The following is a 22,175-nucleotide window of genomic DNA, read 5'->3' as shown; positions in this document are numbered from 1 at the left end:
ATGGAAGGTCCCACCTCTAACGCCGCTCGTGCTGTCTTTGCTCGCCGCCTGAAAATGACGAGGCAAGCCGCTGGTCTAAGCCAAAAAGCCTTAGGAGTGCGTATGGGTCTGCCAGAGGATGTTGCCGGCGTTCGCATCAATCGCTACGAACGCGAGGTTCACGATTGCGATACCGATACGGCTCAGAAGATGGCCGAAGCGCTCGGGGTCTCGTTGGCTTATTTCTATGCTGAGACTGAAGAGCTAGCAGAAATGATTAAGCAGTTTTCAAGCCTAACGACTACTGAGCAACGGGCATTGTTGGATAAAATCAAGAGAAAGAATTCTCCAAAAAAATAGGACTGGCAGGAAAAATGGACCTTTTCACCCCGATTGTTCCGGACGATAAGCAGCATCCAAACTTTAAGAATGTCATCAAGCCAGAGGCCTACGGCGAAAGAGAGATCTTCCAGCACTGGGCTGACGGCTTTCCTGATCGTGATGGCAAGTTTGTCAAAGAGTTTCAAACCACTTTCAACTCCTCTTTTTGGGAGGTCTATCTCCATGGCCTGTTTAAGGACTACGGCTTCCAAATGGACTGGTCCAAGCCTTTCCCGGATTTCAATCTAATCAATGCCGGTAGCGGAATTATTGTCGAAGCAGTAACTACCAATTCGGCTCTGGGCTCGATTGCTGAGTGGGAAAAAACGGCGCCGATGACACAGCAGGTTATCGATAAAAATTTTTGGCCTCTCAATAGAGAGGCTATGATCCGCCTATCAAACTCTCTTTCTACAAAGGTTCGAAAATACAACTCATCATATGCGAAGCAGTCGCACGTGAAGGACCGGCCGTACGTTATTGCTGTCGCGCCTTTTGAACAGCCGGATTTTCAATTTCAATATGATCGCCCAATTCGCGCACTTCTCTACGATTACTATATTGATGAGACAACATTTCTCAACAATCCACACTTGTATCCTGATGGGCCTCCCGGAATTAGCTTGGGTTCAATTGAAAAGGACAATGGATCAACCATTGATTTGGGCATATTTTTAGATGGTCAGTGGGCTGAGGTCAGTGCAGTCATTTTTTCATGCGTAGCTACATGGGGGAAGACAATCGCCATGTCGAACCATGTGAGACTAGGTTTTGTTTCGACAACTTGGGGAGGGGCGAACGGCCCTTACCCTAAAATGGCGCAAATCGGCAAGCCCTCCGAAGATATCACTGATGGGCTACAAATATTCCATAATCCCTTTGCTAAAAACCCCATCGATCCCGCTATTTTCAGGCGTCCACGTGTGGTCCAGCATTATGTATCAAATGGTAGATGGATCCATGAGAGTCATGACAATTGTCTCCATTTCAGGAACACGTTGAGCTTAAAGCCCACTAAGAAATGAGCTGAGGTCAACCCTGGCTGCTATTCTCTGAGGGACTCTCAGTTGACGGCGAGGGCTCACCGACCTTCAAGGCTTCGTGTAGTTCTATTTTCGCTCTCCATTCTCGAACTAAGCTGACTGCCATAAACACATACCATAGGCAAACGCCAAATGCTACAAACAGTATTCTGCGCTGTTTGCTTACTTCTTTGGAGAGCTGAGCACTAAGCTTTGAATTGCTCCATATTCCGCATAAAATAGAATGATCCTCTTGCTTGAAACCTTTTGGGACGACGAATTTTTCCGGCTTATTCTCACAATCGTCTTTGGTCATCTTTGCTCGGTGGCCAAAGTATGGATGTAGCAGAGTTGCGTCCTCGTTTGAGAGCCAAATCTCGGTTTGAGTCGCTTTCAGCGTAACCAAAAGATCGCTGCTCGCTGTCATGCCGAGTGAAATCAAGCCGGCAGGCAGGAAAAACAAAAGCATTACAACCGGGAGAGCGAACCAGTATTGATGGGGGACTCGACGCGGAATAACTTCAAGCTTTCTTAGATCGAAGGCTCCGCCGGCTTTTCCAATTAGATCTAGTGAAATGTTCTTGAAACTAGCAAATTCCGCGAGCTTCTTGGCGTCGCTGAGTGTCTGGACACGCACGCCATGTGTCATTCTGAAACTGACCAAGGCCGCTTGGTCAGCCAAACTCTTCTTGATAACGGGATCTTCGATTTCATCTCGACCGATAAAGAAGCGGAGCAATCGAGAGTTGATGGGGTGAAAAGATCCGGCTCGCCAACAGGTGATCCCAGCGGCGATCAAGATGCCCACAATCGAAAACGGAGCGATCTCGCGGGTAAGAAACTCAAACCAGTCCATTGATGTATTTCCTGGAAATTAAAATGGCAGATCCATAGATGCGATATCGGCCCTTGCAGGCAAACATTTAGCAACACACGAAGCTGTATCGTTTATATTTTGTTCATGTTTGAGAAGGTCTGTTTTGGCATCCATCTGCGGCCATGTAGGAGATACGAGCAGAGCGTGATCGTTTTCGAGGGCCGGACTTCCTCCAAAATAGTAGTGCAAGAGCCCACATATGGTTATTTGCTTCGCAAAAACCGTGGGCATCGCTTTCGCGATGAAAAGCCGCCTCTGCCGAGACGAATGAGTCCTGGTTTCGCGCGGCAAACTCCGTGACATATCTCTCGAATTCACAACCGGCATTCTCATCTAGACGGACAGGCATTTAGCCATTTTGATATTCCCACTATCAACCAACCTCAATCGGGAAATCAATGGCAATTTATCATGTCAGCATCAAATCGTTTAGTCGTGGCAAGGGACAATCATCAGTGGCCGCCGCCGCGTATCGAGCGGGGTTCAATCTGCGGGATACCACTCACAAGACGACGCACAAATATGGGAAAAGAACAGGTGTTGTCTCGCAACACATGCTTGCACCAGAAGGAGCACCCAGATGGTGTTTCGATGTTCGAAGCTTCTGGAACATCAATGAGCAGCACGAGACACGAGCGAACGCAAGAACGGCCAGAGAAGTCGAAGTCTCGCTTCCTCAGAGTCTCGATGCACCGCAGCGCAAAGCATTGGCCTTGGAGCTTGGCCAGCTTCTTGTCGATCGCTACCAAGCGGCTGTCTTGGTGGCGATCCACTCACCAGGAAGAGGAGACCAGCGCAATCATCATGTGCATCTGCTCATCTCAGCCAGAAAAGTGGATGCGAATGGCTTAGGCGAGCGTGCGTGTGCCGAGTTAGATGCAAGGCAAGGGGCAGGAGCCACAGAGATGAAAGTCCTGCGCGGGAAGATCGCGTCCACCATCAATGCGCACCTGGTGATGGCCGGCGTTGAAGCACGGGTGGACCACAGAACCCTCAAAGCCCAAGCGCGAGACGCGTTCAACCAAGGCGACTACGAGAGAGCCAGAGCGCTCACGAGAGCGCCGAAAAAGCGCATCTCGCGCGGCGAATTCTTCCAAGCCAAGCGCCATCAGAAAGCTGTGGCATTGCGGGAACGGACGACTCAGGGCGATCGTTTAGAAGCGTGCAACGCTTCCCGCGAGCAGCGTCTCATCCATGATGTGCCTGCCAGCCACAGCCATGATGTAGCGCTTCATGACCGAGCAAGAGAGCAAGGGTGGACGGGCTTTATTCCTCAAAAGAGCCGTCGTTTCGATGACCAACTCTCTCCTCATGGACAGAGACCAAGTCAACGTATTTTGAACCGCATCCACACCCGATACAGTTCATTGACGAGGCAAGCTAGCAAAGTCACGCGCTTAGCCAGGGCGACCGGCAAGGATGCAGAAGTTCTGAACCAGGAGGCAGAACTCATTGAGCAATGGTTAGAAGCTCAGCATGAGACGGCTCGGCAAGCGTTGGACATCCTCAACAGCATCCCGGGCATCCAAATTGAAGACTGCTTCAACCAAGCGTATGACGCGTTGATGTGCAGGAGAGTGGATCACTACGCGACGAAACCGTTTCTCTTCGAGGATACGGAGCTGCTGGGTAAAGCAATGGTTCGCTATGCGCGGATGCTCGTGAGTCCATACCGTGCGCAGTGTGACTATTTGGCGGCAAAGACCAGGCTATCGGAATTCGATGGTGAAGCGCCAACGGCTGAGGCAGCTTTGGCAAAGAGACAGGCGCAGAAGGCGAGGCACATGGTCTCGAAGCGGGTGATGAAATTGAGGCAATGGCGGACTGACCAAGCACGGAGTGCCATGGATAAAGCGAGAGAGAAGTTTGAGAAGAATTTCAAGGTGGATGTGCCAAGCGTGCCTCGTCCTCAGGAGCACTCATCGGACGAGATCTTGAAAAAAACTAGCGAGTCTAGCCAGTGGCAGCTTAGGTTCAAGCCACCGAGATTATGAGGTTTTGAGTGGAAATGATGGCGAGGTCTGATATCTCGCCATTTTTGATATGGGCACTTGACCTTTCGAGACAGAGGCTTAGTGTATGCCCTTACTTACAGGGCGATATGACATGTCTAAAAAAATCCTACGTTGCGGTGATGATATTGATAAAAGCTGTCACGACATCTGGCTTGCAGTCTATACGAAAGAGATTGCGAGCCAAGATCAACAGCGTGCAGAAGAACTGGCCCAAAGCGCTGTGGAAAAGTATCTCAGCCGGTGGGTTCTTGAAGTTCCATGTGGCGAGGACAAGCAGCTTTATTTAAACTCAATATTAGCTATGGAGTATGCGGATCAGCATCACGCGGAATGGTTGAGAACTCAGGCGGCTTCAAAACAGGTTTAATATTCAGATAGTTTTTTTCTTCCCTCTTAATCTTGAATTATTACTATAATCAGCCTTCGCCTCAGCCTCCTCGAACGTAGACACCAATTTATTCAAATTGTTTGTTTTTCCAGAAAATGCAATCAAAGCTCCGCTTTTGGTTTTAATCAGGGCCTCGATGTCTTCATCTTTGCCATCGCAAAGAAAATCTATGTATAACTGGAATTGTTTAAGTGCTAGGCCAATTGGAAGTTCAGGCACGCTGCCTGTATTTATATTTATAGATTCCCTGTAGAGTTGACTGGCGGTAAATGATTTTACCTCATTTTCGCTTGGTAGAGTGCTGTAAATCTTCACTCCATTAACTAAATTGAGGCCGTCAACAAGATTTTTCTTTTGTTCGTCAGTTCGATTTGTTATTCCATACTCATTGCCATCGACTTCCTCTATAAATCCAGATTTACGTTGCAGACCTAAAATGTAGGGTTCTATCTGAATTTTATGTTCATAATCTGAATAGGCGTAATACAGGAAATGATGCGCAGCAAGAGATAGATTGAATAAGGAAGTGGTTGGGCTTTGTGGATGATTGAGCCCTTCAATTATTTCTCTGACTTTACGGTATGCGTGCTTCCTTGGCTTTTCAGACCTGTCCCATTCGTCCTTTATTTGATTTTCCGTTGATTTTGCCTCAAAAAGATAAAACTTTTCGCCATTGGCAAACTTGATGTCCCCAAGCTTTTTGTCGTTATTTCCGGATAGGGATACGAACAAACCCGGGGTGCCTCCTAATACTGTTGCCATTTCCCACTGGGTATCTCGGAGCGCTAGAACCACAGAGCTTTCAGCTAGGCGGGCCATGTTTTATCTCGATAATTTAAAGGGCTTAATTGGATTTTTATCTATACATGCTGTGAACACGAAGAAAATACTGGCCTTTAATTCATTCGAACAATCTATCCCGATATGGCCACATGATCAGCCGGAGCAAGCTCCACCAAAGCACTATCGTTGCCGTCGAAACAAGGTGTTCATCTTTGATCAGGCCGTGGCCATAGCGATTTCTCAGGTTGTGACCTGATCGGTGCGTCAGAATGGCTTTTAGCTCAATGACGATGTCCTCATGGAATACCTGAGCGATATCTTCATGGCCTAACAGCTCACTTAAAGACTTCTCTTCCTCGACACCATCTTTGATGGCCAACGTGTTGATGTTCCGGCGTTTGAAAGCCGCACGAACGAATGGCTCAGCTTGTGGAATAAGAAAGATGGCGGCTTCTTCCCAATCGTGTTCCAGGCCCGCGAGCAGACCTCTTGCCAAAGACCACTCATGCCCCTCCGGAACCATAGGGGACGCATGAGTAAGGGCCAGCAGATCATTGAGTGTGGGCTCGCATCGATTACGAACCAGGCTGGTGGCACGCATTACAGCAACATTGGCAAGCAGTGGATGATGAAAACGGCAGATGTTTTCGATCATGTGCTGTTCTAAATTGGCTGGATCGTTGGCATCAAACGCACCTCCTCGCTCGACTGGCACACCTTCATCGTTGTAGACCACCCGTGCGAAAAGGTGTTGGAAGACATATTTCTTGGAAGTCTCGATCACTTCTGCTTTTATTTGCTCGACCGAAGTGAAATCCGAGAATGCAAACGCTATTTGGAAGAGTGCCGTAGGCAGATCGGGGCTTGTGACTTTTTGCTCGATGAAGGCAACCAGATCTCTGGTGTCGATCTTGTGGCTGACTGAGTGCATCTCATCCGAGATCGTCCTTCGGATCTCAGCTAACTCTGATTGCAACTCTTTAATTTTGCTTCGGTCACCCCTGTGCCTTCGAAGCAAAGCGATGCCTTCTGCCATCCAGTCCGATCGCACCATGGCCTGACGATCGCCGCGAGCTTTGAGGATCAATGCATCGGCAGCTTTGTGATAGCACGCCTCAGACCGAGCAGCATCTTTGGCGGCATGCCACAGTCTGGCCGCTTTTTTATAGAAGCTTGGAATGCTATCTACCACTGCTTCTTGGTCATCACCAGACCATGAATCAGCAGCTTTTTCCAATTTTTCAGCGATTGGTCCAGCTAGTGAACGTTGTCTTTGGATAATTTCTTCTGCGAGTATGGAAATTATACCAAGCCGCTTTTTGTCAATGGCATGATCGATTGCATTGGTTGCCGTCATCCACACATCTTCTCCGAACGCATCATCCTTTCGGCGATATTTCCAGCCCAGATGCATCGCTCGTTGCAGACACTTCACAGAGTCCATCGCCCTGATGGGTTCGTCCCCCGTGAGAAATTCCTTTACGTGATCCAAATAGGCTTGGGCTGCGACTGACCCCATCTCCCAGCCTGTCAAGCCAACCAACGGCCCTGCAACGCAGGCCACATCCGCCAAGCGCGCTTTGAGCCAAGCATTTTTCGCGGACTTAGCCATGGCTTGGAGAAACTGCACATCCAGTTGGCTAAGGTGCTGTGGTGTCGGAGAGCAGTGAATACCGTCTTGCCACCTCGGTCCAAATGGCTCTGGTAAATTGCCACGGAAGTGCATCGATATGACTGCACTAAGCAGCTTCAAGATCAATGCTTCTTGTTCGTGGCCTTCCTCAGCCAACGCCTTAGATCTTTCATTCGTCAGTTGTGTCGCATTCCAACGATGATTGGTCCAATCGTGCTCGGCAAGATGAGATTCCCAGTCCAGATGATCCAAGACTGTCAGCGCAACAGGCTTGTCAATAATTGATGAGAGGGTCTCGGGTGCGCTCCCAGCTTCCTCTTTTTCTAATTGATCTTGATCTTCCATGGGCAGAATTCCTATCTTAATTTTTCCAGCCAGTTTTATTTTCAGAACGGGCGCGATTCGCTTTGTTTTTTTCCCTTCGCCGTTCAATGTGGCGAACCTGCTTGAACGACCGATCAAATTGCCCCGGTGTGTAAGCAGGCAAGGGAAGCGGAGGCCCAAACTGTTCAATCGCGGCAAAACGTGCAGGCACAGAAGGCGGATCAACATAATGCTTCAAACCCGCTGGAAGCGTCAGTTCGTGCCCAGTGATTTGCTGTGAGATCGGAAGCGAAACGCCATGCTCGTTGACGAGCGAATTGGACAGAGTGTGTCGAAAGCAGTGGAAGCTTTTGAGGCGCTGAGTCAATCCTCGCTTGATCGCATAGGTGCGAAACTGATCTCCCAGCGCGTCGCCATACCCGTTTTCCGCGTGATAGGGCAAATGAGGAAACAGCCGCTCAAAGCCAGCGCGCTTCACTTCATCGACATACACCAAGAACCCTGCCTCGATCAGCGATGTGGGCAAAGGCACAAAGCGCGAGGAGTGAGGGTTCTTCAAGCGCTGATCGGGCTTGGCGGCTCTGAAATGCACGCCCCAGACGTCGCCAACCTTGCCAACGTCATCAATATAAAGCTGTGCCACCTCGTTGACCCGAGCGCCCGTAGCAAAGCCCAGGAGCGTTCCGAACCACCGATGTGGATACTTGCTGGACCACGAAGTGAACGCGTCCAGATCAAAGAGCGCTTCAAGCTCTTCCTGATTAAATGGATCGCGACTGGGCTCATCGGTGCTGGATTTCGCCCGGTTGAGGATCGCCTTGTGAGGCGCTTTGCCAATGAGATCTTCTTTCGCCAAGGCGTTGAAAAATGATGCAATGCGATCGCGGTGCTTTTCCTTGGTGCGCATGCTCAGAAGCTCATAGCTCCCTTGCCGCGCCTTACTCAAAATTTCGACAGGTGTGAGCCCTGCGAACACCGCTTTCTTGGTGGCGTTGCTCGGGTAGTGTTCGAGGGCATCCAAGAACTTTCGGACATCATCAGTCTTGTAGTCCTCGACCGGCTTGTCGCCGACCAGAGCCACAAACAGCCCCAGGCTGTGTTCGGTATCGAGCACATTTTTGGCGCTTCGCCCAACTCGTCGCATCTCGCTGATGTGGATAGCGGCGCGCTCTGAAAGCAGAGGTCCAGCGCTTTTCACCGGAGTCATCTGTTGAAGAGGCAGATGCTTCAAAGCGTCGAGCAGCAACGCATGATCTTCGACCCCGTTGGCAGATAGCTCCATGCCACCGACCTTAATGGTGTAGGGCCGAGCTTCGTTGCCTCGCAATGCGGCCAGTGCTTGGCTCAGCAAATCGTCCTTCATGCTCGCGTCCTGCCGCATCCGATCGAATGCTTGGGAGAGTGCCACAGCGGCACGCGAAGCAGCCAGACGGGCAACATCGCCCATTGGTAGACAAACCGGGCGCACCAGATAGCGCGAGCCAACGAGAGCTTGGAGGTCGCTCGGGACGAAGAAGCGCACATAGAGCCCAGCCGGGCGGCGCAAAAAGTAAGGCTTCGGCACGGGGTTTGATACCTCGTTTGATACCTAGACCAGGCTCAAATCGATCATCAAACCCCGGGCCAAACCTTCGCAAGATCAAGCACTTGGTGCTGTTTCTCGCGTTTGGATGGTGGAGGTGGGCGGAATCGAACCGCCGTCCGAAGGCACTCCATCCCCGGCACTACATGCTTAGCTCATCGTTGGATCTCGTCCCGGAACAGCACGATGTGCGAAGCGCATCCCGGGACCAGCCTGCTTGATTTAGCCAATGGCTGACAGGCAGCCACCACCGGCGATTCCGTGATAATGACCCTACGTCGCGAGCACGGACACAAGCGATTTCGGGGCTAGGCCTTAAGCGGCCAGAGCGTAGTTGTCGTCGTTGGCAACTATAAGTTTGCGGCTGGATTTACGAGGAAAGCTGCCCCCTCGGCATGCGCCAAGCGATTTTGCAACCCCCGTCGAAACCAGTGCACCCCCGGGGACAACGTCAAACGCTGACCTGCACAGTGTAGGGATCGGGGAGGGCAGTCACAAGTCTTGAGACAGACCGCGCTTAAGCTGGCTTCACTGCGACGCCGGCCCTGTCACGCCGCCGTCCCCCAGGCATTCCCCCAGGCATGGAGCAGCGCAATGGCAAGCAGACAGCCGCGTGGCCGCAGCAGCGGGCATGCGCCCAAGGCACCCGTCACGTCCCCGACCTCCAAGCCCGGCAAGACGCCGGTCAAGGCACAGGCGGCATCCGCCGCCAAGCCGAGGGCGGCACTGCGCAAGACGGCGGCAGGCGGCGTAGATGCTGCCAAGCGGGCGCAGAAGACGACGCCGGCAGGAGCGGCTGCGTCGGCAAGGCCCGCAACAGCGTCCAGTCCCACCGTCTCGGCTCCTGGCGCCAGCAGACCTGCCTCTGCGACCCGCGCCGCGACGCCGCCAGCGCGCAACGCGCTGCGGCCTAAGGCCACCGGCGAAGGCTCGCTGGCGCAGGGGCAGGCGCGCACCGTCGTCTACATCCATGGCATCGGCAACAAGCCACCGGCCGAGGTGTTGCGCTGCCAGTGGGACCGCGCGCTGTTCGGCCGCGCGATGGGCGAGCGCACGCGCATGGCCTATTGGGTCAATCGCGAGCGCTATCCGTCGCCCGAGCCGGGCGATTGCCAGGATCAGGACCGCGGTCCGGTATTGAACCAGGCCGAGCAGCGCATGTTGAGCGCGCTCGGCGTGGCGCCGCAACTGGCCGATCTGCGCCAGCTCGCCGACACCCTGGCCAGCAGCGATGCCGAGCGCGCGCGGTTGCACCAGGTGCTGGACGAGGTGGAGGCGGCGGCGCCGCCCTCGGCGGCTGCAGCCGCCGATGTGCATGCGCAGGGCGTGATCGACGTGTTCAATCGCGCGCTGCTCAAGCTGATCTCCGCGGCGCTGCTGCAGGACGTGCACGATTTCTTCTTCGTGCCGGCGCGACGTGAGCAGATGCGCGACAGCCTGCTGCAACGCATCCGCGCCGGTGGCGGTCCATTCGTGATCGTCGCGCACAGCCAGGGTTCGCTGATCGCCTACGACGTGCTACGCGAACTGCAGCCGCAGGACTGCGAGGTGTCGCTGCTGCTCACGCTCGGCTCGCCGCTGGGGCTGCCGGTGGTGCGCAGCATGTTCAAGGAGTGGACCGGTACCCCGAAGCTGCCGTTCCCGCCCTGCGTGGCGCGCTGGGTCAACGTCGCCGAGCGGCGCGACCCGGTGGCCCTGGACGACGATCTCAGCGACGACATCGCCGATGCCGGCGGGCGCTTCCACAACATCGCCGGGTCGAAGATCAATCCCGATTGGCAGCACAACCCGCATTCGGCCGCCGGCTACCTGTCCATCCCCGACGTGCGGGCCGAGGTGCGGCGCGCGGTGGGTGTGGGCTTCGATCAGCCGATCGCGCACCCGGTGTTGATCAAGGATTTGTCCGACCAGTTGGAAGCGCGTGCGCCGGACTATCGCCACGAGGTGCTGATCGAACTCGAGCGGTTGTCCGACGCCGGCGATCCGGCGCAACGCAAGCATGAGTTGATCGCCGCGTTGCGTGCGCTGACCGAGGCCTCCACCGGCCTGCACGGCGAGGCGCTGGATGCGCAGATCGAACTGGAGGACACGCTGCAGCGCTACGTGTCGGCGCGGCTGACCCGGTTCGAGATCGAGAGCCTGCGCGAGCGCTATCGCGACCTCAACCTCAAGCGCCTGTGGCGCGATGCGGGCAAGCGCGCGCTGATCTACCAGTCGCGCAGCACGATCCAGGTGGACGCGGCGCAGGTGGCCTATCGCGCACTCGGCACCGGGATCGGCTGGGCGGTGCTGGACAGCGGCATCGCCGCGGCGCATCCGCATTTCCACATCGCCGGGCAGCCGCCAACCGTGCTCGCCCAATGGGACTGCACCCAGCGCGGGCGTCCGCGCGCGTTGCGCCCGGGCGAGGCCGGCTTCGATGCGCTCGACGGCAACGGCCATGGCACCCACGTGGCCGGCATCATCGCCGGGCAGTCCGAGGCGCCGCTGCCGGGCGTGCCAACGTCGGCGCCACTGCAGTTCGCCGGCATGGCGCCGCTGGCGCGGCTGTACGGCCTGAAGGTGCTGGACGACGACGGCAACGGCCGCGACTCCTGGATCATCAAGGGCGTGCAGCAGGTGGCCGAGCTCAACGAGCGCGCCGGCGAGCTGGTGGTGCACGGGGTCAACCTGAGCCTGGGCGGCTACTTCGACGCCGAGAGCTACGGCTGCGGCTTCACCCCGCTGTGCAACGAACTGCGCCGGCTCTGGCGCCAGGGCGTGGTGGTGGTGATCGCGGCCGGCAACGACGGCCTGGCCTGGCTGATGCAGGGCGACGGCGAGGCCTACCCGCTGAACCTGGACCTGAGCATCGGCGACCCGGCCAATCTGGAGGAGTCGCTGGCAGTGGGTTCGGTGCACAAGAGCAGTCCGCACAGCTACGGCATTTCGTATTTCTCCTCGCGCGGCCCGACGGCCGATGGCCGCTACAAGCCCGACCTGGTCGCGCCGGGCGAAAAGATCCTGTCGGCGCATCACAGGTTTGTGGTCGACGATCCCGGCACCTGGATGGTGGAGATGAGCGGCACCAGCATGGCCGCGGCGCATGTGTCCGGGCTGATCGCTGCGTTCCTGTCGGTGCGCCGCGAGTTCATCGGCGCCCCGGATCGGGTCAAGCAGCTGGTGCTGGCGCAATGCCTGGACCTGCAGCGCGATCGCTACATGCAGGGCAGCGGGTTGCCGAGTTTGATGCGGATGCTTGGCGGGACGTGAGAGAGCGCCGGGATTCGGGATTGGGGATTGGGGATTCGCAACAGCCGTTCTCAGGCCGCATCGTCTTTCATTCGAGAATCTGCTTGCGCCAACATGGTTGAATGTCAACGCTTCAGGAGCGGTGCTTGAGACGGCTGGCGTGCCCTGTACGGCGGGCGCTTTGGAATCACGTCGAGATTCCGGCGTCATCGCGTAGCGGCTGAAGCCGCTCCCACAAGGGCATTCATGCGCTACCGGAGGTTTTGCTATTGCCGAAATTTCGGCGTTGTTGCGCTGCGTGCGGCTGAATTGGTGCGCCTTTAAGCGGCCTTTGCTATTCCCGATTCCCGATTCCCGGCCTCACCGCGTCGCGGCTGAAGCCGCTCCTACAGGAAAGGCGAGGCGTGCAACGGTTTGGAGGCGGGCAGGGAATCCGCTCTTGCGAATCCCCAATCCCAAATCCCCAATCCCTGCCACTCAGGCATTCTTGTTGTGCCGGCGCATGATGCGCTGCTTGTCGCGGGCCCAGTCGCGGTCCTTGGCCGCGTTGCGCTTGTCGTGGTCCTGCTTGCCCTTGGCCAGTGCGATCTCGAGCTTGATCTTGTTCTTGCTCCAGTACATCGCGGTGGGCACGAGGGTGTAGCCGTCGCGTTCGACGCGGCCGATCAGCTTGTCGATCTCGTTCCGGTGCAGCAGCAGCTTGCGCGTGCGGCGGTCGTCGGCCACCACGTGGGTGGAGGCCTGGATCAACGGGGTGATCTGCGCGCCGAACAGGAACAGCTCGCCCTGGCGCACGAAGGCGTAGCTCTCGCCGATGTTGGCGCGGCCGGCGCGGATCGACTTCACCTCCCAGCCCTGCAGGGCCAGGCCGGCCTCGTAGCGGTCCTCCAGGTGGTATTCGTGGCGCGCGCGCTTGTTCAGGGCGATGGTCTTGTTGGCCGTCGCGCCGTTTGCTTTATCCTTGGCGGGTTTCTTGCTCATCTTGCTATTGTCTCCGATTCGGGGCCTCCCGAACGTCTTGGTCCCACTTCCGTCCCGAATGCCTATCATCCGCCGCAGCGCTCTGGTCGAACACGCCGCAACGCGCATGTTCGATCTGGTCAACGACGTCGCCGCCTATCCGCGCCGGTTCGCCTGGTGCGATGCGGCCCATATCCTCGAGCAGAACGACCGCGTCCTGGTCGCGCGGCTGGACCTGGGGCTGGGCTCGTTCCGCACCTGGTTCACCACCGAGAACAGCCTGCAGCGCCCGGACCGCATCGATATGCAGTTGCGCGACGGCCCGTTCAAGCGCCTGCAGGGGCAGTGGACCTTCCAGGGTTTCAACGACCATGCCAGCAAGGTCAGCCTGATGCTCGACTTCGAACCCGCCTCGCGCCTGCTCGGGCCGGCGCTGGCGCTGGGCTTCCAGAGCCTGGCCGATCGCATGGTCAACGACTTCGTGCGCGTGGCCGACCGGGAACAGGCCTAGCCGCCATGCAGATCGAGGTGGTGCTGGCCTGGCCGGAGCGCTTCGTGTCGCAGCGGCTGGATCTGCCGGAAGGCGCGACCGTGGCCGATGCGCTGGCCGCCGCCGCGTTGCCGGAAGCGACGCCCGACATGTCGTGCGCGGTTTACGGCGAAGTCGCCGCACCGACGCGGCTGTTGCAGGACGGCGACCGGGTGGAACTGCTCAGGCCGCTGCTGATCGACCCCAAGGACGCCAGGCGGCGCCGCGCCAAGCCGCGCTGAGCGGCGGGGCGCGACGCGGCCGCCGGCTCATTCGCCGCGGCGCTGCTTCTTCTTGTCCTTGGCCAGGTTGCGGCCGAACTGGCGCACGCTGTTCTTGGCCAGCTCTTCGTCCTGATCCGGGAAGTAGTCGCCTTCCCAGCGGGTGACCATGTCGTTGTCGAAGAACACGACGAAGTTCTTGATCTCGGTATGGCCGACGCGATCGATCCGCTCGGTGGAGGTGTAGTCCCAGCGCTGCGCATGGAACGGATCCGGGATCGAGGGGCTGCCCAGCAGCGCGCTGACCTGCTGCTTGCTTTGCCCGACCTTGAGCTGCTCCACGGCCGATGGCTTGATCAGATTGCCCTGGTAGATGGGCTGCTTGTAAATGATGCCGCAGCCAGCGGTGGACAGGGCAACAGCGGCGACCAGCAGGAGATTGCGCATCGGGGACATGGCTGAATGAAATCACGTCGATGATACACTCCCGGCGACCGCCGCGACCCATTCCCAGGCAGCTGGCGATAAACCAGCTATGAACGGAGACGCCATGGAATCCCACGATCTGCGCAAAGTCGGCCTGAAGGTCACGCACCCCCGGATGCGCATCCTTGAGCTGCTGGAGCAGAAATCGGCGCGGCACCACATGACCGCCGAGGAGATCTACCGGCAGCTGCTGGACCACGGCGACGAGATCGGCCTGGCCACCGTGTACCGCGTGCTGACCCAGTTCGAGGCGGCCGGGCTGGTGCTCAAGCACAACTTCGAGGGCGGCCAGGCGGTGTATGAGTTGGACCGCGGCGGCCACCACGACCATATGGTGGACGTGGACACCGGCAAGATCATCGAGTTCGAAAGCGCGGAGATCGAGGAATTGCAGCGCAAGATCGCCGCCGATCACGGCTACGAACTGGAAGAGCACTCCCTGGTGCTGTACGTGCGCAGCAAGCGGCCGAGCGGCAAGAAGGGCTGAGGCTTCTCCCTTCTCCCACCGGGAGAAGGTGCCCCGCAGGGGCGGATGAGGGTCCGGGTGTCGCCGCGTGGATAACGTCAGCGGGTCGCTCCGTACCGAGCCCTCACCCTAACCCCTCTCCCGGTGGGAGAGGGGCCTTTGATGCTTTCAGTGACCTGCGGTGCCTGGGCAGGGTCGCACGGCCAGGTGCTGGCAGCGCGGCCCGATCGCCAGCCGCTCAGCCCGCGCTGAGCAGCAGCCGCTTGGCCGCGGCGCGGGCTTCCTTGCTGACCTCGACGCCGCCCAGCATCCGCGCCAGTTCTTCCTCGCGCTGGCGTGGGGCCAGCAGTTCCACCGAGCTCTGGGTCATGCCCTCGACCGGCGCCTTGCTGACCCGGTAGTGGGCGTGGCCCTGCGCGGCGACCTGCGGCAGGTGAGTCACGCACAGCACCTGGCGCTGCTCGCCGAGCGCGCGCAGCTTCTTGCCGACGATGTCGGCGACGGCGCCGCCGATGCCCGAGTCCACTTCGTCGAAAACCATGGTCGGCACCGCATCCAGGCCCAGCGCGGCGACCTCGATCGCCAGCGAGATGCGCGACAGTTCGCCGCCGGAAGCCACCTTGCGTAGGGCGCGCGGCGGCTGCCCGGCGTTGGCGGCGACCAGGAACTCGACGCGCTCGGCGCCGGCGGGGTCCGGCCGCTCCGTCTCGTGCGGCTCGAGCTGGATCAGGAAGCGGCCGCCGCCCATGCCCAGTTCGCCGATCAGCGCGGTGGTGTCGTGCGAGAGCGCCTGCGCACCGCGGTCGCGGGTGGCGGTCAGGGCGGCCGCGGCGTCGCGCCAGGCCTGGGTGGCCTGGGCGATCTCGGCGTCGAGCACGTCCAGCCGCTCGCCGGCGCCGCGCAGGCTTTCCACCTCGGCCAGCAGGGCGTCGCGGTGCCCGGCCAGCGCGTCCACCCCGATCCGGTGCTTGCGCGCCAGGTCGTGCAGGCGGCCGAGCTTGCGTTCCATCTCATCGAACTGGGCCGGGTCGGCATCCAGGTCGTCGCGGACCCGGTCGATCAGCGCCAGCGCTTCCTCCAGCTGGATGCCGGCGCTGTCGATCAGCGCCTGCACCTCGGCCAGGCGCGGGTCGTACTCGCCGACCTTGCCGAGTTCGTGGCGGGTCTGCTGCAGCAGGTCCAGCACCGCCGGCGCCTCGTCGCCGTTGAGCCGCTGCGCCGCGCCCTCGCAGGCGCCGATCAGCGCGGCGGCGTGGGCCTGGCGGCGATGGTTGGCGTCCAGGGCGGCGATCGCCGCCGGGTCCAGGTCCTCGCGCTGCAGTTCGGCCAGCTGGTGCTGCAGGAAGCCGATGCGGTCGCTGACGTCGCCCTGCGCCAGCAGGGTCTCGCGCTCGCTGAGCAGACCCTGCCAGCGGGCGGCGGCGGCGCGCACCGCGGCGCGTTCGGCCTCGTTGCGGGCGTAGGCGTCGAGCAGGCCGAGCTGGCTGCCGCGCGAGAGCAGGGCCTGGTGTTCGTGCTGGCCATGGATCTCGACCAGGTGGCCGGCCAGTTCGGCCAGTTGCGACAGGGTCACCGGACGGCCGTTGATCCAGGCGCGGGAGCCGCCGTCGGCGCGGATCACCCGGCGCAACTGGCAGTGTTCGTCGTCGTCCAGTTCGTTCTCGCGCAGCCAGGCACGCGCCTGGGCGGGCGGCACGAACTCGGCCGACAGCTCGGCGCGGTCGGCGCCGTGGCGGACCACGCCGCTGTCGGCGCGCAGCCCGGACAAGAAGCCGAGCGCGTCCACCATCAGCGACTTGCCGGCGCCGGTTTCGCCGGACACCACGGTCATGCCGGGGCCGAATTCCAGTTCGGTGCCGCGTACGACGGCGAAATCCTTGATCGAGAGATGTCTGAGCATGGGGTCTGCATCCGGAGCCGCGCAACGCTAGCATGCGCGGGTAGGTGGGCCAATGACTTGCCAAGCCGGCGTGCAGACATTATCTAAGGACCAGTCTCACGGGTTGATTCCATGCGCGCCTCCCCGGTCCATTCCAGCCTCGATCCGCGTGCCCGGCAGCTGCTGCGCACGCTGATCTCGCGCTATATCCGCGACGGCGAGCCGGTCGGCTCGCAGACCCTGGCCCGGCATGCCGGGCTGGACGTGAGCCCGGCGACGATCCGCAACATCCTCGCCGACCTGGAGGACGCCGGGCTGCTCAGCTCGCCGCACACCTCGGCCGGACGCGTGCCCACCGCCACCGGCTACCGGGTGTTCGTCGACAGCCTGGTGCAGATGCGCCCGCCGGCCGAAGGCGAGGTGGCGCGGCTGCGCGCGGAGATGGCCAATGCCGCCGGCACCCAGGCATTGCTGGGCAGCGCTTCGGAACTGTTGTCGGCCATGACCCACTTCGTCGGCGTGGTCAGCGCGCCCAAGCGCGAGCAGTTCGCGTTCCGGCACATCGATTTCGTGCCGCTGGACGCGCGGCGGGTGCTGGCGATCCTGGTGTTCGCCGACAACGAGGTGCAGAACCGCGTCATCGAGCCGCGCAAGGCCTACGAGCCGGCCGAACTGGAGCGGGTGGCCAACTATCTGAACCGGCATTTCGCCGGGCGCGCCCTGGCCGACATCCGTGCCAGCCTGCTGCGCGACCTGCGCCACGCGCGCGACGAGATGGAGCAGTTGCTGGCGCACAGTGTCGAACTGGCCGAGCAGGCGCTGGCCCCGGCCGGCGACGACATGGTGCTGGCCGGGCAGACCAAGCTGATGGGCGTGCAGGACCTGTCGGACCTGGAGCGGCTGCGCGAGCTGTTCGAAGTCTTCGCCAGCAAGCGCGAGATCCTGCAACTGCTCGAACGCACCATCCGCGCGCCGGGCGTGCGCATCTTCATCGGCGAAGAGACCGGCATGGTGCCGCTGGAGAGCGTGTCGCTGGTGACCGCTCCATACATGGCCGGCGGCCAGGTGCTGGGCGTGCTGGGCGTGATCGGCCCCAAGCGCATGGACTACGACCGGGTCATCCCCCTGGTCCAGACCGCCGCCGACGTCCTCGGCGCCCGCCTGGACCCATCCCCGCCCAGCGACCGCTGAGCCACGCGCAGGGGGCGCCCGCAGCGCCCTCCGCCAGCCGACCGTCCCGCCGTACCAGGCGAATCCCCAATCCCGACTCCCGAATCCCCGGATTCACTTGAATCCGCCCGCACCGCCCACATAGGTGGTCCGGTAAGGCGGGACGTACCCCGCCAGGGACCCGGACATGACGCAAGAGCACCCTGAATTCGATTCCGAACACCTGACCGAGGCGCAGCAGCCCTCGACCGATCCGCTACAGGCGGAGATCGAGACGCTGCGCAGCGAACTGGCCCTGGTCAAGGCCGACGCCCTGCGCGAGCGGGCCGACCTGGAGAACCAGCGCAAGCGCATCGCCCGCGACGTGGAGCAGGCGCGCAAGTTCGCCAACGAGCGCCTGCTCGGCGACCTGTTGCCGGTGTTCGACAGTCTGGATGCGGGGCTGAGCGCCGCCGGCAGCGAGCCCAGCCCGCTGCGCGACGGCCTGGAGCTGACCTACAAGCAATTGCTCAAGGTCGCCGCCGACAACGGCCTGACCCTGCTCGACCCGACCGGCGAGCCGTTCAACCCCGAGCATCACCAGGCGATCAGCCAGGCCGAGGCCGAGGGCGTCGCCCCGGGCCACGTGATCCAGGTGTTCCAGAAGGGTTACCTGCTCAACGACCGCCTGCTGCGGCCCGCCCTGGTGGTGGTGGCCAAGCACGACTGAGCGCCGGCCGCCCGCGCCTGAACCCGGCGCGGCGGCCGTGGAACGCTAATTTGCGGCGATGGCTTGAATGACCCGCGGCCATCCCTATATCCGAACCAGATCCCGGCACTGGCCGGCTACACGACCTTTCAGGAGTCATTGCAATGGGCAAGATCATCGGCATCGACCTGGGCACGACCAATTCGTGCGTGGCGATCATGGACGGCGGCAAGGCCCGCGTCATCGAGAATTCCGAGGGTGACCGCACCACGCCGTCGATCGTCGCCTACACCAAGGACGGCGAAGTCCTGGTGGGCGCCTCGGCCAAGCGCCAGGCCGTCACCAACCCCAAGAACACCTTCTATGCGGTCAAGCGCCTGATCGGCCGCAAGTTCACCGACGCCGAAGTGCAGAAGGACATCGGCCTGGTGCCGTACAGCATCGTCCAGCACGACAACGGCGACGCCTGGGTGGCCACCGCCGACGGGCGCAAGCTGGCCTCGCAGGAAATCTCCGCGCAGGTGCTGGAGAAGATGAAGAAGACCGCCGAGGCGTTCCTGGGCGAGACCGTCACCGAGGCGGTCATCACCGTGCCGGCGTACTTCAACGACAGCCAGCGCCAGGCGACCAAGGACGCCGGCCGCATCGCCGGCCTGGACGTCAAGCGCATCATCAACGAGCCGACCGCCGCGGCGTTGGCCTACGGCCTGGACAAGGGCCAGGGCGGCGACCGCAAGATCGCCGTGTACGACCTGGGCGGCGGCACCTTCGACGTGTCGATCATCGAGATCGCCAACGTCGACGGCGAGAAGCAGTTCGAAGTGCTGGCCACCAACGGCGACACCTTCCTGGGCGGCGAAGACTTCGACAAGCGCGTCATCGACTACCTGGTGGAAGAGTTCAACAAGGACCAGGGCATCGACCTGCGCAAGGATCCGCTGGCGCTGCAGCGCCTGAAGGACGCCGCCGAGCGCGCCAAGATCGAGTTGTCGTCCTCGCAGCAGACCGAAGTCAACCTGCCGTACGTCACCGCCGACGCGTCGGGCCCGAAGCACCTCAACATCAAGCTGACCCGGGCCAAGCTCGAGGCGCTGGTGGAAGACCTGGTCAAGCGCACCATCGACCCGTGCCGCACCGCGCTGAACGACGCCGGCCTGCGCGCCAGCGACATCACCGAGGTGATCCTGGTCGGTGGCCAGACCCGCATGCCGAAGGTGCAGCAGGCGGTGGCCGAGTTCTTCGGCAAGGAGCCGCGCAAGGACGTCAACCCCGACGAAGCCGTGGCGCTGGGCGCGGCGATCCAGGGCGGCGTGCTGGCCGGCGACGTCAAGGACGTGCTGCTGCTCGACGTGACCCCGCTGAGCCTGGGCATCGAGACCCTGGGCGGCGTGTTCACCAAGATCATCGAGAAGAACACCACCATCCCGACCAAGGCCTCGCAGGTGTTCTCCACCGCCGAGGACAACCAGTCGGCGGTGACCGTGCACGTGCTGCAGGGCGAGCGCGAACAGGCCCGCTTCAACAAGTCGCTGGCCAAGTTCGACCTGTCCGGCATCGAGCCGGCGCCGCGCGGCCTGCCGCAGGTGGAGGTGTCCTTCGACATCGACGCCAACGGCATCCTGCACGTGTCGGCCAAGGACAAGAAGACCAACAAGGAACAGAAGGTCGAGATCAAGGCCGGTTCCGGCCTGTCGGACGACGAGATCCAGCGGATGGTCGCCGACGCGGAAGCCAACCGCGAGGAAGACAAGAAGTTCCACGAGCTGGTGCAGGCGCGCAACCAGGCCGACGGCTTGATCCACGCCACCCGCAGCGCGATCACCGAGCACGGCAGCAAGGTTGGCGGCGACGTGATCGGCAAGGTCGAGTCGGCGCTGGCGGATCTGGAAACCGCGATGAAGGGCGACGACAAGGGCCAGATCGAGGCCAAGACCAAGGCGCTGGAAGAGGCCGGTCAGTCGCTGTACGCGGCCGCGGCGGCGGGCGAGCAGCAGCCGGGCGGCAACGCCGGCGGCGCGCATGCCTCCTCGGCCTCGTCCGACGACGTGGTCGACGCCGAGTTCACCGAGGTCAAGGACGACAAGAAGTAAGCCGGGATTGGGGATTTGGGATTGGGGATTCGCGAAGGCCTTGGCCTGTTGGTTCCCACTCCCATCCCTGTCCATCAAGTTTGTAAAAGCGGAAGAGCTGAGGCTCTCCGCTTTTGCATTGAACGAATCCCGACTCCCGAATCCCCAATCCCCGCCCTATGAGCAAACGCGACTATTACGAAGTGCTGGGTGTGGCCCGCACCGCCAGCGACGACGAGCTGAAGAAGGCCTATCGCCGTTGCGCGATGAAGTACCACCCGGACCGCAATCCCGGCGACCACGCCGCCGAGGCCGCGTTCAAGGAATGCAAGGAAGCCTATGAGGTGCTCTCCGACGGCAACCGCCGGCGCATGTACGACGCGCACGGCCACGCCGCGTTCGAGCACGGCATGGGCGGGATGGGCGGCGGTCCGGGCGGCCCGGACATGGGCGATATCTTCGGCGACATCTTCGGCAACATCTTCGGTGGCGCCGGCGGTGGCGGGCGTGCGCCGCGGCGCGGCGCCGACATCGGCTACGTGCTGGAGCTGGACCTGGAAGAAGCGGTGGCCGGCATCGAGCGCCGCATCGAGATTCCGACCCTGAGCGAATGCGCGCACTGCCACGGCAGCGGCTCGGCGGATGGCAAGGTCGAGACCTGCGGCACCTGCCACGGGCGCGGCCAGGTGCGCATCCAGCGCGGCATCTTCGCCATGCAGCAGACCTGCCCGCATTGCGCCGGTCGCGGCCAGATCGTGCAGAACCCGTGCGGCGAGTGCCATGGCGCCGGGCGTGTGGAAGAGACCAAGGTGCTGTCGGTGAAGATTCCCGCCGGCGTCGACAACGGCGATCGCATCCGCCTGTCGGGCGAGGGCGAGGCCGGTCCCGCCGGTACCCCGCCGGGCGATCTGTACGTGGAAGTGCGGGTGCGCGAGCATCCGATCTTCCAGCGCGACGGCGACGACCTGCACTGCGAGGTGCCGATCCGCATCTCGCAGGCGGCGCTGGGCGACACCGTGCGCGTGGCGACCCTGGGCGGCGAGGCGGAGATCCGCATCCCGGCCGAGACCCAGACCGGCAAGTTGTTCCGCCTGCGCGGCAAGGGCGTGCGCTCGGTGCGCAGCCGCAGCGAAGGCGACCTGTACTGCCGCGTGGTGGTGGAGACCCCGATCAACCTCACTGCCGACCAGCGCAAGCTGCTGGAGCAGTTCGAGTCCACCTTCACCGGCGAGGACGCGCGCAAGCATTCGCCGAAGTCGGCGACCTTCATCGATGGCGTGAAGGGGTTCTGGGACCGGATGACGTCGTGAGGCCGGGATGATCAGCCATTCGGCTGCTGAAAAGCCGGGGATTCGGGATTCGGGATTCGGGATGACAGCCTGCGGCTGTTGAAGACTGGGATTCGGGATTTGGGATTCGAGATTTCTCGAGCGTGTCTGGCTACTGCAGCGCTCTTTGTGGGAGGGGCTTCAGCCCCGACGCGTTGACGGTA

19 protein-coding genes and 1 other RNA gene are annotated in these 22,175 nt (G+C 60.7%); 12 read left to right on the top strand and 8 right to left on the bottom strand.

Annotation, left to right across the window (positions count from 1 at the left end; translation table 11 throughout):
* Together AC1PLR_RS12015 and AC1PLR_RS12010 are read left to right on the top strand one after the other, a co-directional pair.
* Positions 1–339, top strand: coding sequence for a helix-turn-helix domain-containing protein (locus AC1PLR_RS12015; protein ID WP_481101129.1), 339 nt, complete (start codon positions 1–3; stop codon positions 337–339).
* Between the two features lie 14 nt (positions 340–353).
* Positions 354–1,385: a hypothetical protein gene (locus tag AC1PLR_RS12010; protein WP_481101128.1), complete on the top strand. Its 1,032-nt coding sequence runs from the start codon at positions 354–356 to the stop codon at positions 1,383–1,385.
* Positions 1,386–1,392: 7 nt separating this feature from the next.
* Here AC1PLR_RS12010 and AC1PLR_RS12005 read toward each other — a convergent pair whose 3' ends face one another.
* Positions 1,393–2,238 carry a DUF6216 family protein gene (locus tag AC1PLR_RS12005; RefSeq protein WP_481101127.1) on the bottom strand — a complete coding sequence of 282 codons (846 nt, stop codon included), beginning with the start codon at positions 2,236–2,238 and terminating at the stop codon, positions 1,393–1,395.
* Between the two features lie 419 nt (positions 2,239–2,657).
* Between AC1PLR_RS12005 and AC1PLR_RS12000 the strand changes: the two genes are divergently transcribed.
* Both AC1PLR_RS12000 and AC1PLR_RS11995 read left to right on the top strand, forming a co-directional pair.
* A complete protein-coding gene (locus AC1PLR_RS12000; RefSeq protein WP_481101126.1) occupies positions 2,658–4,253 on the top strand; it encodes a MobA/MobL family protein in 1,596 nt (531 codons plus the stop codon).
* Between the two features lie 112 nt (positions 4,254–4,365).
* On the top strand, positions 4,366–4,641 hold the full coding sequence (locus AC1PLR_RS11995) for a hypothetical protein (protein ID WP_295843553.1): 276 nt from the start codon (positions 4,366–4,368) through the stop codon (positions 4,639–4,641).
* Between the two features lie 3 nt (positions 4,642–4,644).
* Here the strand turns inward: AC1PLR_RS11995 and AC1PLR_RS11990 are convergent, their stop codons facing one another.
* The 4 genes from AC1PLR_RS11990 to ssrA all read right to left on the bottom strand — a co-directional run bounded on the left by AC1PLR_RS11990 (position 4,645) and on the right by ssrA (position 9,425).
* Entirely contained in the window at positions 4,645–5,481 is an 837-nt protein-coding gene (locus AC1PLR_RS11990) for a hypothetical protein (protein WP_481101125.1), read from the bottom strand.
* Between the two features lie 82 nt (positions 5,482–5,563).
* Complete coding sequence (locus AC1PLR_RS11985; RefSeq protein WP_481101124.1) at positions 5,564–7,510, bottom strand: DUF4209 domain-containing protein; 1,947 nt, start codon at positions 7,508–7,510, stop codon at positions 5,564–5,566.
* Complete coding sequence (locus tag AC1PLR_RS11980) at positions 7,440–8,765, bottom strand: site-specific integrase (protein ID WP_481103584.1); 1,326 nt, start codon at positions 8,763–8,765, stop codon at positions 7,440–7,442. The genes AC1PLR_RS11985 and AC1PLR_RS11980 overlap by 71 nt, the downstream gene beginning before the upstream one ends.
* Before the next feature lie 308 nt (positions 8,766–9,073).
* Positions 9,074–9,425: a transfer-messenger RNA gene (gene ssrA, locus AC1PLR_RS11975) on the bottom strand.
* A gap of 561 nt (positions 9,426–9,986) precedes the next feature.
* Between ssrA and AC1PLR_RS11970 the strand changes: the two genes are divergently transcribed.
* Entirely contained in the window at positions 9,987–12,236 is a 2,250-nt protein-coding gene (locus AC1PLR_RS11970) for a S8 family serine peptidase (protein ID WP_481103583.1), read from the top strand.
* 456 nt (positions 12,237–12,692) lie between these two features.
* On the opposite strand, the gene smpB is transcribed toward AC1PLR_RS11970, so the two are convergent.
* Positions 12,693–13,196 carry an SsrA-binding protein SmpB gene (smpB, locus tag AC1PLR_RS11965; protein ID WP_010344270.1) on the bottom strand — a complete coding sequence of 168 codons (504 nt, stop codon included), beginning with the start codon at positions 13,194–13,196 and terminating at the stop codon, positions 12,693–12,695.
* Between the two features lie 58 nt (positions 13,197–13,254).
* On the opposite strand from smpB, the gene AC1PLR_RS11960 reads away from it, so the two are divergent.
* Together AC1PLR_RS11960 and AC1PLR_RS11955 are read left to right on the top strand one after the other, a co-directional pair.
* Positions 13,255–13,686: a type II toxin-antitoxin system RatA family toxin gene (locus tag AC1PLR_RS11960; protein ID WP_148828116.1), complete on the top strand. Its 432-nt coding sequence runs from the start codon at positions 13,255–13,257 to the stop codon at positions 13,684–13,686.
* A 5-nt stretch (positions 13,687–13,691) separates the two neighbouring features.
* On the top strand, positions 13,692–13,946 hold the full coding sequence (locus AC1PLR_RS11955) for an RnfH family protein (RefSeq protein WP_481101123.1): 255 nt from the start codon (positions 13,692–13,694) through the stop codon (positions 13,944–13,946).
* 27 nt (positions 13,947–13,973) lie between these two features.
* On the opposite strand, the gene AC1PLR_RS11950 is transcribed toward AC1PLR_RS11955, so the two are convergent.
* On the bottom strand, positions 13,974–14,372 hold the full coding sequence (locus tag AC1PLR_RS11950; protein ID WP_010344267.1) for an outer membrane protein assembly factor BamE: 399 nt from the start codon (positions 14,370–14,372) through the stop codon (positions 13,974–13,976).
* 103 nt (positions 14,373–14,475) lie between these two features.
* Between AC1PLR_RS11950 and fur the strand changes: the two genes are divergently transcribed.
* On the top strand, positions 14,476–14,898 hold the full coding sequence (gene fur, locus AC1PLR_RS11945) for a ferric iron uptake transcriptional regulator (RefSeq protein WP_026143876.1): 423 nt from the start codon (positions 14,476–14,478) through the stop codon (positions 14,896–14,898).
* A 217-nt stretch (positions 14,899–15,115) separates the two neighbouring features.
* On the opposite strand, the gene recN is transcribed toward fur, so the two are convergent.
* Complete coding sequence (gene recN, locus AC1PLR_RS11940) at positions 15,116–16,777, bottom strand: DNA repair protein RecN (RefSeq protein WP_043092192.1); 1,662 nt, start codon at positions 16,775–16,777, stop codon at positions 15,116–15,118.
* Between the two features lie 111 nt (positions 16,778–16,888).
* Here recN and hrcA point away from each other — a divergent pair, with 111 nt between their 5' ends.
* The 4 genes from hrcA (at position 16,889) to dnaJ (ending at position 21,993) form a co-directional block, all read left to right on the top strand.
* Complete coding sequence (gene hrcA / locus AC1PLR_RS11935) at positions 16,889–17,947, top strand: heat-inducible transcriptional repressor HrcA (protein WP_420009647.1); 1,059 nt, start codon at positions 16,889–16,891, stop codon at positions 17,945–17,947.
* 166 nt (positions 17,948–18,113) lie between these two features.
* Positions 18,114–18,635, top strand: coding sequence for a nucleotide exchange factor GrpE (gene grpE, locus AC1PLR_RS11930; RefSeq protein ID WP_010344263.1), 522 nt, complete (start codon positions 18,114–18,116; stop codon positions 18,633–18,635).
* A 143-nt stretch (positions 18,636–18,778) separates the two neighbouring features.
* Entirely contained in the window at positions 18,779–20,704 is a 1,926-nt protein-coding gene (gene dnaK / locus AC1PLR_RS11925) for a molecular chaperone DnaK (protein WP_010344262.1), read from the top strand.
* A gap of 158 nt (positions 20,705–20,862) precedes the next feature.
* Positions 20,863–21,993, top strand: a complete 1,131-nt coding sequence (dnaJ, locus tag AC1PLR_RS11920; protein ID WP_481101122.1) for a molecular chaperone DnaJ — start codon at positions 20,863–20,865, stop codon at positions 21,991–21,993.
* Positions 21,994–22,175: the final 182 nt, after the last annotated feature.

Source organism: Xanthomonas sp. NCPPB 3570 (assembly GCF_056725115.1).
Note: the sequence above shows the minus strand (reverse complement) of the source record. Positions and strands in the feature narration are given on the sequence as shown.

Excerpts from the sequence above, each read along its gene's own strand:
- AC1PLR_RS12015 (WP_481101129.1), top strand. The coding sequence starts at position 1 with ATGGAAGGTCCCACCTCTAACGCCGCTCGTGCTGTCTTTGCTCGCCGC.
- AC1PLR_RS12010 (WP_481101128.1), top strand. The coding sequence starts at position 354 with ATGGACCTTTTCACCCCGATTGTTCCGGACGATAAGCAGCATCCAAAC.
- AC1PLR_RS12005 (WP_481101127.1), bottom strand. The coding sequence starts at position 2,238 with ATGGACTGGTTTGAGTTTCTTACCCGCGAGATCGCTCCGTTTTCGATT.
- AC1PLR_RS12000 (WP_481101126.1), top strand. The coding sequence starts at position 2,658 with ATGGCAATTTATCATGTCAGCATCAAATCGTTTAGTCGTGGCAAGGGA.
- AC1PLR_RS11995 (WP_295843553.1), top strand. The coding sequence starts at position 4,366 with ATGTCTAAAAAAATCCTACGTTGCGGTGATGATATTGATAAAAGCTGT.
- AC1PLR_RS11990 (WP_481101125.1), bottom strand. The coding sequence starts at position 5,481 with ATGGCCCGCCTAGCTGAAAGCTCTGTGGTTCTAGCGCTCCGAGATACC.
- AC1PLR_RS11980 (WP_481103584.1), bottom strand. The coding sequence starts at position 8,765 with ATGAAGGACGATTTGCTGAGCCAAGCACTGGCCGCATTGCGAGGCAAC.
- smpB (WP_010344270.1), bottom strand. The coding sequence starts at position 13,196 with ATGAGCAAGAAACCCGCCAAGGATAAAGCAAACGGCGCGACGGCCAAC.
- AC1PLR_RS11960 (WP_148828116.1), top strand. The coding sequence starts at position 13,255 with ATGCCTATCATCCGCCGCAGCGCTCTGGTCGAACACGCCGCAACGCGC.
- AC1PLR_RS11955 (WP_481101123.1), top strand. The coding sequence starts at position 13,692 with ATGCAGATCGAGGTGGTGCTGGCCTGGCCGGAGCGCTTCGTGTCGCAG.
- AC1PLR_RS11950 (WP_010344267.1), bottom strand. The coding sequence starts at position 14,372 with ATGCGCAATCTCCTGCTGGTCGCCGCTGTTGCCCTGTCCACCGCTGGC.
- fur (WP_026143876.1), top strand. The coding sequence starts at position 14,476 with ATGGAATCCCACGATCTGCGCAAAGTCGGCCTGAAGGTCACGCACCCC.
- recN (WP_043092192.1), bottom strand. The coding sequence starts at position 16,777 with ATGCTCAGACATCTCTCGATCAAGGATTTCGCCGTCGTACGCGGCACC.
- hrcA (WP_420009647.1), top strand. The coding sequence starts at position 16,889 with ATGCGCGCCTCCCCGGTCCATTCCAGCCTCGATCCGCGTGCCCGGCAG.
- grpE (WP_010344263.1), top strand. The coding sequence starts at position 18,114 with ATGACGCAAGAGCACCCTGAATTCGATTCCGAACACCTGACCGAGGCG.
- dnaK (WP_010344262.1), top strand. The coding sequence starts at position 18,779 with ATGGGCAAGATCATCGGCATCGACCTGGGCACGACCAATTCGTGCGTG.
- dnaJ (WP_481101122.1), top strand. The coding sequence starts at position 20,863 with ATGAGCAAACGCGACTATTACGAAGTGCTGGGTGTGGCCCGCACCGCC.